This window comes from Enterobacter sp. AN-K1, from assembly GCF_020971765.1.
Taxonomy (GTDB): Bacteria; Pseudomonadota; Gammaproteobacteria; order Enterobacterales; family Enterobacteriaceae; genus Enterobacter; species Enterobacter hormaechei_C.
Genome location: NZ_CP087390.1, coordinates 319331 through 331330 on the forward strand (window position 1 = coordinate 319331; position 12000 = coordinate 331330).

Here is a 12000-nt window from a genome sequence, read left to right on the forward strand (position 1 = left end):
TATCACCTCGGATTGGCTGGTGGCGATGTTGGAACGGCAGCCGAAGGGACGGCCCCAGGCTGTTTTAAATCGTCCAGTGACTCATTCTGACTTTCGGCGTTTTCATGCAGGATGGCCTGCTCCGCCTGCTGGTTCAGCACTAAAAGACTGATACGACGGTTGATGGCGTCATCCGGTCCGCGGTCGGTAAGGCGCATGGTTGCAGCCATGCCGACCACGCGCAGGACCTTGCCATCATCAAGCCCACCCGCCACCAGCTCGCGACGCGAGGCGTTGGCGCGATCGGCAGAAAGCTCCCAGTTGCTGTATCCTTTCTCTCCCGTGGCGTACGGGAAATCATCCGTGTGTCCGGACAGGCTAATGCGGTTTGGAATACCGTTCAGCACCGGTGCAATCGCACGCAGAATATCGCGCATGTAGGGCTCCACGTCGGCGCTGCCGGTTTTGAACATCGGCCGGTTCTGGCTGTCGATGATCTGAATACGCAGCCCTTCCTGCACCAGGTCAATTTTCAGATGCGGACGCAGCGCGCGCAGCTTAGGGTCCGCTTCAATCAGCTGATCCAGGTCACCGCGCAGTTTTTTCAGGCGCGCCTGCTCCATCCGTTTTTTCAGCTCGTCGATGTTCGGCTGTTTTTTCACTTCGCCCTGCTGCTGGGTGTAATCGTCACCGCCGCCGGGGATCGGGCTGTCGCTGTTCGAAATGCGCGGCCCGCCGGTGACCGCCGTCGCCAGCGGCGTCCTGAAATATTCCGCAATCTGGATTAGCTCCTTCGGGCTGGAGATGGAGATCAGCCACATCACCAGAAAGAAGGCCATCATGGCGGTCATAAAGTCGGCGTACGCGATCTTCCAGGAGCCATGAGAACCGTGACCGTGCCCCTTATGCTTGCGCTTTTTTACGATGACGATCGGATGGGACTGGTTTTTCATGCGTCCTCAGTTGTCGTCTGTTGGTTAGGGTTTTTCACCGCACGCACGTGCTCTTCCAGTTCGATAAACGACGGACGTTCGCTGGAGTAAAGCGTCTTACGACCAAATTCGACGGCAATCGGTGGCGCATAGCCGTTGAGGTTTGAGAGCAGCGTAATTTTCACGCACTGCATCATTTTGGTGGTTTCGGCGCTCTTCTGGCGCAGCACGCTCGCCAGCGGGGAGATAAAGCCGTAGGCCAGTAAAATACCGAGGAACGTCCCCACCATCGCGTGGGCAATCAGCGCCCCCAGTTCAGCCGCCGGGCGATCCGCCGAGGCCAGGGCATGAACGACGCCCATGACCGCCGCCACGATGCCGAACGCCGGAAGCGAGTCGCCCACCAGCGCCAGGCTGTTGGCCGGTACTTCGGACTCGCTCTCGTGGGTTTCGATCTCTTCGTCCATCAGGGCTTCAATTTCGAAGGTGTTCATGTTGCCGCTGATGATCAGTCGCAGGTAATCGACGATAAAATCGAGCATCATCGCGTCGGCCAGAATACGCGGGTAGCTGGCGAAAATTTCGCTCTCTTTCGGGTTTTCGATGTCCCGCTCCAGCGAGAACATCCCCTGCTGACGTGACTTCGCCATCAGGCGATAGAGCAGCGCCAGCAGATCCATATACATGCTTTTGGTGTATTTCGAGCGACGAAACAGCAGCGGAATCGCCTTCAGCGTGCCCTTGATCGATTTGCCGTTGTTACCAACGATAAAAGCCCCTACCCCTGCACCGCCGATGATGACAAGTTCAGCCGGTTGATAGAGTGCTCCAAGGTGCCCGCCGGTCATCATGTAACCGCCGAAAACTGTACCGAGAACTACCAGGTAACCTAATAAGATAAGCACGACATCATCCTTCCGCTAGTGACTATGGCAGGACGTTCATTTCGAGCGCATGACCTGAACGCAGGGTAAAAAAAAGCAGCGGTAATCGCTTACCGCTGCTGGAATCTTGCCCACAGGTTCGGGTTAAACAGCGTGTTCGATCTGTTCATCCAGCAGTTGTGGAATAATATCGGCAGCATCCCGGGAAAGTTTACGTCTTTTTACGGCTCGGGATGGAGGCTGGCACAAACTACAGGCGAAGCTGCCCGCAGGCTGGTGCGCGTGGGTAATGAAATTGCCGTCACAGCAGTTGCAGCGGGACAATTCAAGCATTCCGCTTTCAACAAAACGCACCAGCGTCCAGGCGCGGGTCAGCGCCAGCAGGGGTCCCTCTTCCTGCTGCGGGCATTGCTCAAGGTAAAGTTTGTAGGCTTTGATCACGGCATCAACGCCGCTGCATAAGCCCGTTTTAAGCAGGTACTGCCAGGCGTTACAGAACATGGAAGCATGGATGTTCTGCTCCCAGGTCATGAACCAGTCAGTCGAAAACGGCAGCATACCTTTTGGCGGCGGGCTACCACGCAATTCTTTGTACAGCTTGATCAGACGACCACGGCTCAGCTGCGTCTCGCTTTCCAGCATTTGTAAACGCGCACCGAGCGTGATGAGTTCCATCGCCAGCTGGATATCACGGGCTTCCTGAACAATGCTTTTTTCGCTCATTGTTAAGCCCTTTTCTTCCGGGCTACGTCATCAGGCTGGCTGATTTCGTTGAGCAGGCGGGTGGAGAGAAGAATACCGGTGTGGATCTGTTGCAGATCGTCCACGCGGGATTCCTGAGTCAGACGCGTAATGGTCTGCGGGTTATCAAAACGGAACTGGCAGACAAGTTGATTGGTTTCAGCCAGCTTGACCATTTGCGGGAGGGTTAATCCACCCAGCATGGTTGCCATCTCTTCGTTAACACCCAGACGAAACATCGCTGACGGTTTGTCCTGACTAATCAAACGCTGCGCGAGCAATAAATACGACAAATTGATGTCATAAATATGTTTTAGCAACTCGGATGTATGCATTTTTCCCATCCCGAATAACCAACTATTATTTTTATGCGGAAAGACCGCACCCCGTGATGTCGCCGGGAAATCACCCGGTATAAAAAGAAAAGGCCAAATGCATAGTTGAATTTAGGTTTGTACGTCGTAAAGCGCGTGACCGGTTAACATGGCCAAAATGTCGGTTACACATTTTATCTTTTCTTACAAATAACTAAGATTTTTCCTAATTCGACGCAAACTCTACTCGTCAGTTTTGACACATACAATGCAGCCCCCCCTGGAATTTAAAAAAAATGTGATCTACGTCACATAATTTACGCGAATGTAACCCATAAATCCATCAGCGCGACTTGTAATTTGACTATTTATTGAGCAAGTGAAGCTTGTTTATATTCTTATGGAACGAATACTCATGCAGAGGGATGAGGGGATCGGGTATGAAAATTGCTACGTCGAAGAAGCACTGCCCTTTCGCGTTACAACGGGCGCGAACGCCAGAGAAGAGGCGGAGTTAATTAAGTAAAAACAGCAGCTTAAGTTTTCTTTTCGAGAAACAAGTTTCCATGGGTAACCATCACGCTTGCGTTGACGATCGGTTAACGCGATTTAACAGCACGGAAGGCTAAATGTGTGATTTACGTTAAGTTGTTAATTACTTTCATTTAGCGTCCCCATTTCGTTATTCTTCTTATAAGAATAATTAATGAATAATTATGATAAGCTTCACACTATTGTCGCATGTGCCTCTTGCAGAAGCGGCAGATTCGCGGTAAAGCTTGAGAAAGGTGTCATTCTGACATAAAAGGAGTGTGTGATGAGTTACTCCCATCTTCTTGTTTCTGTTGCGGTTTCCCCCGAAAGTCATCAACTCGTCGCCCGTGCCGTTTCCATTGCCCGCCCGAATAATGCCCGCATAAGTCTGATTACCCTGGCTGCTGAACCCGAAATGTATAATCAACTGGCAGCGCCAATGCTGGAAGATATTCGTGAGGTTCTTCAGGAGGAAACGCAGCAATTTCTGCGCGAGCTGGTTGAGCGGGCAAAATATCCTGTCCACCAGACGGTGATTGCCACCGGCGAGTTAAGTGGACATATTCTCGACATTTGTCAGAAACAGAATGTTGACCTGGTCATTTGCGGAAATCATAACCAGAGCTTTTTTTCCCGGGCGGCATGCTCGGCAAAATCCATCGTTTCGTCAAGCCAGGTGGATGTCCTGCTGGTGCCTCTCGGGGGCAATTAATGCCCCCGGAGAAAATCAGGCGAGTTTAGGGAAGGTCGCGATCTTTTTTTGCAGATCACCTTCCTGAGTTTGCGGCTGGATCGCGCGCAAATCGTCAATAAAACGCGCCTGCCAGCGGTTGATATCATTCTTAACGATGGTCTCCATCATTTCTGAATGACGTGAAATACGTTCCGCAAGCGGCATGGTTAACGCGCGGTTCAGGGCATTTGCCACGTCATCGCGATCGTAAGGGTTCACAATCAGCGCCGAGGTTAACTCGTTTGCCGCACCGGCAAATTGGGACAGCACCAGCACGCCCGGGTCAGCAGGATCTTGTGCTGCTACATACTCTTTTGCCACCAGATTCATCCCGTCGCGCAGCGGGGTGACCAGCCCGACGTCCGCATAGCGGAACACTTTCATCAGGATTTTGCGCTCAAAGTGCTGATTCAGATAGAAAAGTGGAGTCCAGCCGAGCTGACCATAGCGCCCGTTGATGCGCCCTGCTTCGGTCTCCAGCTGGTGACGAATATCCTGGTAAGCCTGAACCTCACCGCGCGAGGTCGGCGCTATCTGGGTATAGCGGATCTTGCCGTGATGCTGCGGGAATTTATCCAGCAGGGTTTCATAAGCGAGGAATCGCTCCGGCAACCCTTTGGAATAATCCAGTCGTTCAACCGAAAAGATATTCTTAACGTGCTTGAGTTCGTCCTTGAGCTGGGCAAGCTTCGGCGGCAGCGGACCAGAGGCCTGCTCGGCGATTTCGTCTGGCTCAATACCAATCGGGTAGACTTCGGTATAGAAATTTCGTCCCCACGCGGTGTGAGATTTGCCGCCGTGAGTGACCAGCCGGGTTTTACCCGACACGCTGTCGAGGAACGCCAGCCTGTCATTTTCCGTCTGGAAACCGAGCAGGTCGTAATCAGACAATGCTTCAAGAATTTCATCATGCTGCGGTAGCGCCGTAAAGATCTCCGGGGTCGGGAACGGAATATGCAGGAAGAAGCCGATCCGGTTCTTCACACCCCGTTTACGCAGCTCCCTGGCGAAGGGCAGCAGATGGTAATCGTGGATCCATAAAATATCGTCTTCTTCGATTAGCGGCAGCAGTTTATCTGCCAGCAGCGCGTTAACGCGCATGTAGCCTTCATAGGATTCACGCTGGAATTTCACCAGATCCAGACGATAGTGAAACGCTGGCCACAGCACGGCGTTTGAGAACTCGGAATAATATTCATCGTAGTCCTTCTCGCTAAGGGCGAAGGAGGCCCACGTGATATTGCCCCGTGACACCTTTTTTAGCGGTTTCTCATCATTACTGATTTCCCCGCTCCAGCCAAACCAGAGACCACCCGCGGCTTTGAGGGCACCTAATACCCCGACCGCCAGGCCACCGGCACTGGCTTTTTTATCATCCGGCGGTGCGATGCGATTAGAGACGACGACTAAGCGACCCATAATGATTTCTCCCGTTGTTTTGCGCTATTTGTTGTTGTTGCTGGTTAGCGACGTCAGATATCCACTGCCAGACGCTGGCGACATTTTCCAGCCGCCATCCGGCAATGGTTTCACCAGATCCAACCTTGACAGACATGCCCTGGGCCTGGTTTACCACCCTGAACCCGGCCTCGTCGGTCAGGTCATCCCCAAAAAAGACTGGCGTACGCCCTTTGAACGGCGCTTCCGCCATAAACGCTGCAATGGCAGCGCCTTTATTAATTCCTGCCGGTTTAATCTCGACCACACATTTACCCGGCTGTAACGCCAGCTCCGGATGGGCTTCCGCCACGCTTCTTGCCACCGCAAAGATCGCCGCCTCATGATGGGGCGCCTGACGGTAGTGCAGCGCAAAGGCCATGCCTTTGGCTTCCAGTTCCGTACCGGGAAGCATTTCCAGAGCCGAAGAGAGTTGCGTATGCAGCGCCTGAATCAGCGTGTCGGGGAGTGAAACTATATGCAGTTGATCATGGATATCGCGGCGCTCCGCTCCGTGCACACCGGCCAGCGGAAAGTGATAAGGACTGGCGAGCACGTCCAGCTCGGCCATTGAGCGCCCTGAAATCAATGCCAGTGCCCCCTCGTTCTGTCGGGAGAGCTGCTGCAAATTCTCTAACACCGTGTCCGGTACAACGACGTCATCCGGATGCGGTTCAATCCCGGCGAGCGTCCCGTCGAGGTCAAAAAAGAAAGCAAATTTTCCGGGCAGTACAGGCGGTGCGGTTAACAAGTCAGCCACCCTAATCCTCCTTACAGTGAACAAAACAGCCATGTAAGTATAGACAGTGTGACGGTGCTCGCCATTTGGCAACCGGCCCGTCAGCAAAACTGGCGGGCCGGTCAGGGGGTCAACTATGGTTAATAGTTGAGCATATTGATGGCTAAAAATAAATCAGACGGTACGCTTCGCTTTTTGCTTGTAACGGTCGAAGATCACCGCTGCCAGCAGGATCAGGCCGCGTACGACGTACTGAGAGAACGGAGAAATATTAAGCAGGTTCATGGCGTTCTCCACGGTCCCCAGAATCAGGATCCCCGCCACCACATATGAGATTTTTCCGATGCCGCCCTTGAGGGAAACGCCCCCTAAAACGCAGGCTGAGATGACGATCAGCTCATAACCAATGGAGGTCATTGGCTGGCCGCTGGTCATACGCGACGCCAGAATAATCCCCGCCGCCGCCGATACCAGCCCGGAAAGCACGAAGATAATGATCTTGGTCCGTACGACCGGGACACCCGCCAGACGCGCCGCCTCTTCATTGCCGCCAATCGCCAGCGTGTTACGGCCAAACGTGGTGCGGTTAAGCAGGAAACCGAACAGGATCAAACAGCCTACCGTCAGCCAGATTGGCGCAGGCAGACCCAGCCAGTTGGCATAGCCCAGCGTGAAGAAGCGCTCGTCTTCAATCCCCACGGCTTTCCCGTCGGAGATGATATAGGCCAGACCGCGCACGATTTGCATGGTCGCCAGCGTCGTAATCAGGGCGTTAATCTTCAGGCGCGCAATGACAAACCCGTTCACCAGGCCGCTCAGCACGCCGAGCAGCAGCCCGGCCAGCACGCCGATCCACAGGCTTTCGGTCATGTTGATCACCACGGCAGTGGTGACGCCTGCACAGGCAATCACCGAGGCAACCGACAGGTCAAAATCGCCGGAGGCCAGGCAGAATAGCATTCCGCAGGCCACCATGCCGGACATGGAGATAGCCAGCCCCAGCCCCTTCATATTGATGAACGTGGCGAAATTCGGCACAAAAATCGCGCAGGCGACGAACAGGGCAGCAAAGACCACCAGCATGCCGTACTGGTCCCAGATGCGGCCAAAACTGAAAGCCGACTTCGGCGCTCCGGATGTAGTAACAGAGGACATCATTGACTCCTTACTCAGGCGACAGCCTGGCTAACTTTAGGCATGGCGAGACTCAACGCCTGTTGTTCATTCGCCTGTTCATGCAGCAATTCACCGGCAATTTCACCTTCACGCATCACAACAATGCGGTCGGCGACGCCCAGCACCTCAGGCAGATCGCTGGAGGCGAACAGGACCGCCACACCGCGTTTTGCCAGTTCATAGATGACGTTATAGATTTCGTGTTTCGCCCCCACGTCGATACCGCGCGTTGGCTCATCCAGCAAAATGACCTTCATATCTTCCGACAGCCAGCGCCCCAGAATGGCTTTTTGCTGATTGCCGCCGGACAGGTTCATGATCAGCTGTTCAGCCCCGGGGGTTTTGATGTTCAGCGAACGGATATGGTGATCCGCGTTGCTCGCCTCCCAGCCGTCGTTAATCAGACATCCCGCACGGATGAACTTGCGCCGGGCAGAGATGTTGATGTTGTCGCGCACCGAGTGCACCGGAATAATGCCCTCGGCCTTTCGATCCTCCGGGCAGAGCATAATCCCCGCGTTTATCGCCTGCGCAGGCTTCTGAATATCGACCTTTTTCCCGTCGACGAAAACCTGACCCTGGGTTATGCGCGTCCCGCCAAACAGTCCTTTCATCAGCTCGCTGCGCCCTGCCCCCACAAGGCCAAACAGCCCGACGATTTCGCCGCTGCGCACCGAGAGTGAAATGGGCGTGCGCACGCCCGGGGCTTTGACGTTATCCAGACGCAGACGCTCCGGGCCATACTCGCGCGGTTTCCAGTGGTAAATATCCCCCAGATCGCGTCCGACCATCGCCTGCACCAGTTGGTCATGATTGACCTGCTGCATATCGGTGAAGGTGCGCACGTAGCGGCCATCTTTAAACACGGTGATGGCATCGCTTAAGGCAAAAATCTCTTCCATACGGTGAGAAACGTACAGAATGATGCGGCCCTCTTTGCGCAGCTCGCGGATCACGCGAAAGAGATTTTCTATTTCACGCGCCGAGAGCGAACTGGTTGGCTCATCGAAAGCGATGATTTTGGCGTTACGCGCCAGCGCTTTGGCAATTTCCACCATCTGCCACTGGCCGATGGAGAGATACTTAAGGGGCGTTTGCGGATCGACATCCAGCCCAAGGTGCTTGAGCTGCAAGCCCGCTTCATAGTTGAGCAGCGAGCGGTTGACCACGCCGCTTTTATGCGGAAGCTGGCCCAGATAGATGTTCTCCGCCACGGTCATTTCAGGAATGAGATGCAGCTCCTGATAGATGATGGCGACGCCCGCGTTTAATGCTGCCGTAGTGTCGGCAAAGGCCACCTCTTCGCCGCGAATGGCCAGCGTGCCGGTGGTGGGCGTGTAGTTGCCGCTGAGAATTTTGAGCAGCGTGGATTTTCCCGCGCCGTTCTCCCCCATCAGGGCATGAACCTGGCCGGCATAGCAGTCGAAGCTGATATCGGTCAGCGCGTTTACACCGGGGAACGTTTTACCGATGCCGCGGAAAGAGAGATACGGATCAGACTGTTGCATAACGACTCCGTGATTCCTGTAGTGTGTACGTCTGGCCCCTCACGGTGAGTGAGGGGCGCAATCACAGCGTATTACTTACCGCCCAGTCCTTTTTTCGCCAGCTCCTCTTTGAAGTTATCGCGGGTAATCAGCACCACATCGGTCACTTCGGTGAATTTCGGCGGTTCAACCCCTTTGGTCACCCAGTTGTAGAGCATTTCGCTGGATTTATAGCCGTGGACATCCGGGCTTGGCAGCAGAGAGCCATAGAAGCCGGTCGCCTGCGCTTTAGACAGTTCGCTCACGGCGTCAACGCCGTTGATGCCGATCCCGATCACGTCCGGCGCTTTAAAGCCCTGGCCTTCCGTTGCACGCACGCCGCCCAGCACGGTGTTGTCGTTCATCCCCACCACCAGCCAGTGCTTCACTTCCGGATGCTGGACGAGCATGGAGTTCGCCGCATCAAAGGCGCCCGGAATATCGTTGGATTTGGTCGGGACTTTGTAGATCTGTTTTTCCGGGAAGCCAGCCGCTTTCAGGGCGTCCATGGACCCGGTGGTACGACGACGGGCGGTGTCCAGCTCGTCAGCGGTAATGGCCATCACGGCGGTCTCTTTGACATCCCAGCCGCGTTTTTGCATCTCTTTATAGAGCTCCTGGCCCTGACGCTCACCGATTTTAGTGGCCGCCATCATTACCAGCGGAACGGTATCCATCGGTTTGCCTTTGGCATTCACGAACTGATCGTCCACCGCAATCACTTTCATGTCGTAACCGCGCGCTTTCGCGGCAATCGCTGACCCCAGTTTTGGATCCGGCGTACAGATAACGAAACCTTTCGCGCCGCTGGCCGCCAGGCTATCAATGGCGTTCAGCGTTTTCTCACCGTCAGGTACGGCGATTTTAATTACCTCAAATCCCAAATCTTTTCCGGCTTTATCAGCAAATTTCCATTCGGTCTGGAACCACGGCTCTTCCGGCTGTTTAACCAGAAAACCGAGCTTTAAATTTTCAGCGATAGCGGATTGTGACATAACGGCAGCCAGGCCGATGGCCGCCAGCGCTTTAGTAAATTTGTGCATGGTAAACTCCAGCTTTAGCATTCTTATCTGTAGGGAATAATGGCGAACGACTTATTTAATCGGACTTAAAACAAGGCATTAGCGCTTACCTCGTCATAAGCGTTATTGCTGGAGATAGTTTTAGCGGGAAATTAATCATCCATAAGAGAGCAACATCACACCGCAGAATTACAGTAATTGCGTACATAAATTCAGCGGAAAATGACATAAAAAAGGACGTAATTGTCCTACAAATGGAAAGGAGTTAAGCAGGATTATCCATAAGGTCAGCTAAGAAATCCCTGTAACCCGGACGCCTTAGCGCCCGGCAGAAAAATTACCAGCGGTAATAGATGTGTTCAGCATGATCGCGCACGGGGGCGTCGTCACCCAACAGACGAGCAGAGAGCGTCAGCGCAAAGTCAAAAGCGTGCCCCAGCCCCTTGCCGCTGATGAGGTTATTATCCACCACGACCGGCGCATCTACATATACTCCATCATCAACGCTCTGCCAGAGATCGCCGGAACAGACGTAGCGACGCCCCTTCAGTAGCCCGTTACCGCCCAATACCCGCGCGGCCGCAGAGCAGATCGGGCAGATGAGTTTGCCCTGCTCGTCATGGGCGGAAACAAAGCGGAGCACCTCCTGGTTAGCCGCAAGATTGACGCTGCCCTGCGGCCCACCGGGCAACACGACTGCGTCATACAGCGTATTAATGCGCTCCGTTAACGTACTGTCAGCCACCATGGGAATATTGTGGTAACTCACTACCGCACGGGACGCCGCGCAGGCCAGCGTCTCCACTTCAATCTGTAAACGCCGCAGAATATCAATCGTGATAATCGCTTCTGCTTCTTCAAAACCGGGTGCCAGCAGCACCGCAACGTTAGCCATCATAAACCTCAACGAATTAAACGATGTAAAACAGTGTTTCATTTTCTCGGATTATCAGATTGCAATCTTGCGTCGCGATCACAGAACCGTATATTGAGTGAAAATTGACTTAGCTCAAATTTGATACAACAGGATATATTTGCAGATATTATTTCTGATTTAACACTTTTACAGAATTTCCCGCCAAAGAACGTTTCCTGAAACGATAAAAATGAGCAAAATTAATTTTATGTTCATAAAAATCAACAGTTTATATAAAACACAATCTCGTAACCCTCTTTCCATTCTGGGCTATATTTAAATTTGTAATGTATGGTAAACACAGCCCAATTAAGAGTTTTCTTAAGTCAAAGAGAAGCGTATGCTTATTTAAATCGAACACAGGAAGTGAATTTTCGAGTTTTTTTACCTTGCAGAAATCTATTTCTGCCATTCAATCGTCAATACCTGCCGGGTCAGGTTAAGTAGCGGACATCAAGTCCCGCAGTCAATAAGGATATGAGAATGACTACCCAAACGATGATGCAAAAACTGAATGCCCAGATGAACCTGGAGTTTTATGCTTCAAATCTGCATCTGCATTTGAGCGCGTGGTGTTCCAGAAAAAGCCTCAACGGCACTGCCACCTTCTTTCGTACTCAGGCGCAAAGTAACGTCACGCACATGATGCGCGTCTTTAACTTTTTGAAAGCTGTCGGCGCAAACCCTACCGTCAAAGAGCTTGAAACGATTGAAGATAATTACACTTCTCTGGAAGAACTGTTTCAGAAAACGCTCGAAGAGTATGAGCAACGCTGTGCGAAGCTGAGCAAACTGGCTGATGAAGCCAAAGCGCAACGGGACATCATTACCCTCAAGTTTTTACGTGATATGGAAAGAGAGCAGCAGCAGGATGGCATGCTGCTGAAGACGCTCGCAGATGAAATCCGCAACGCGAAACGCGCGGGGATTTGTCTGGAGCAGACGGACCGCCATCTTCTCGACATTGCTACCGTGCAACACCACTAAGTCCCTTCACCCACTCCCGTCAGGGAGTGGGTACCAACTCCCTGCTTTTGCTGACATTTAACAAATCAGATCTTGCTCCC

General features: G+C 53.0%; 12 protein-coding genes. 2 read left to right on the forward strand and 10 right to left on the reverse strand.

The features are described from left to right. Positions 1-2: 2 nt before the first annotated feature. The 4 genes from motB to flhD form a co-directional block, all read right to left on the reverse strand. The gene (motB, locus tag LOC22_RS01500) at positions 3-932 is read right to left on the reverse strand and encodes a flagellar motor protein MotB (RefSeq protein ID WP_003859697.1); all 930 of its coding nucleotides are present in this window, start codon (positions 930-932) and stop codon (positions 3-5) included. Continuing rightward, positions 929-1816 (reverse strand): flagellar motor stator protein MotA, encoded by an 888-nt coding sequence (gene motA / locus LOC22_RS01505; RefSeq protein ID WP_003859696.1) that lies wholly within the window; start codon positions 1814-1816, stop codon positions 929-931. The genes motB and motA overlap by 4 nt, the downstream gene beginning before the upstream one ends. A gap of 123 nt (positions 1817-1939) precedes the next feature. Continuing rightward, positions 1940-2518 carry a flagellar transcriptional regulator FlhC gene (gene flhC / locus LOC22_RS01510; RefSeq protein ID WP_003859695.1) on the reverse strand — a complete coding sequence of 193 codons (579 nt, stop codon included), beginning with the start codon at positions 2516-2518 and terminating at the stop codon, positions 1940-1942. A 2-nt stretch (positions 2519-2520) separates the two neighbouring features. Beyond that, a complete protein-coding gene (gene flhD, locus LOC22_RS01515) occupies positions 2521-2871 on the reverse strand; it encodes a flagellar transcriptional regulator FlhD (RefSeq protein ID WP_003859693.1) in 351 nt (116 codons plus the stop codon). A 796-nt stretch (positions 2872-3667) separates the two neighbouring features. Here flhD and uspC point away from each other — a divergent pair. Next, positions 3668-4096, forward strand: coding sequence for a universal stress protein UspC (gene uspC / locus LOC22_RS01520; RefSeq protein WP_017384418.1), 429 nt, complete (start codon positions 3668-3670; stop codon positions 4094-4096). A 15-nt stretch (positions 4097-4111) separates the two neighbouring features. Here uspC and otsA read toward each other — a convergent pair whose 3' ends face one another. The 6 genes from otsA to LOC22_RS01550 all read right to left on the reverse strand — a co-directional run bounded on the left by otsA (position 4112) and on the right by LOC22_RS01550 (position 10912). Continuing rightward, positions 4112-5536 carry an alpha,alpha-trehalose-phosphate synthase gene (otsA, locus tag LOC22_RS01525; RefSeq protein ID WP_032671670.1) on the reverse strand — a complete coding sequence of 475 codons (1425 nt, stop codon included), beginning with the start codon at positions 5534-5536 and terminating at the stop codon, positions 4112-4114. Continuing rightward, a complete protein-coding gene (gene otsB, locus LOC22_RS01530; protein WP_023303910.1) occupies positions 5511-6314 on the reverse strand; it encodes a trehalose-phosphatase in 804 nt (267 codons plus the stop codon). Before otsB ends, otsA begins: the two co-directional genes overlap by 26 nt. A 153-nt stretch (positions 6315-6467) precedes the next feature. Further along, entirely contained in the window at positions 6468-7448 is a 981-nt protein-coding gene (gene araH / locus LOC22_RS01535; RefSeq protein WP_003859689.1) for an arabinose ABC transporter permease AraH, read from the reverse strand. A 14-nt stretch (positions 7449-7462) separates the two neighbouring features. Next, positions 7463-8977, reverse strand: coding sequence for an L-arabinose ABC transporter ATP-binding protein AraG (araG, locus tag LOC22_RS01540; RefSeq protein WP_003859688.1), 1515 nt, complete (start codon positions 8975-8977; stop codon positions 7463-7465). A 71-nt stretch (positions 8978-9048) separates the two neighbouring features. Next, the gene (araF, locus tag LOC22_RS01545; protein WP_017384422.1) at positions 9049-10038 is read right to left on the reverse strand and encodes an arabinose ABC transporter substrate-binding protein AraF; all 990 of its coding nucleotides are present in this window, start codon (positions 10036-10038) and stop codon (positions 9049-9051) included. A 316-nt stretch (positions 10039-10354) separates the two neighbouring features. Beyond that, positions 10355-10912 carry a DJ-1/PfpI family protein gene (locus LOC22_RS01550; RefSeq protein ID WP_229229098.1) on the reverse strand — a complete coding sequence of 186 codons (558 nt, stop codon included), beginning with the start codon at positions 10910-10912 and terminating at the stop codon, positions 10355-10357. Positions 10913-11416: 504 nt separating this feature from the next. Here LOC22_RS01550 and LOC22_RS01555 point away from each other — a divergent pair. Next, entirely contained in the window at positions 11417-11920 is a 504-nt protein-coding gene (locus LOC22_RS01555) for a non-heme ferritin-like protein (RefSeq protein ID WP_230239288.1), read from the forward strand. The last annotated feature ends 80 nt before the right edge of the window (positions 11921-12000 follow it).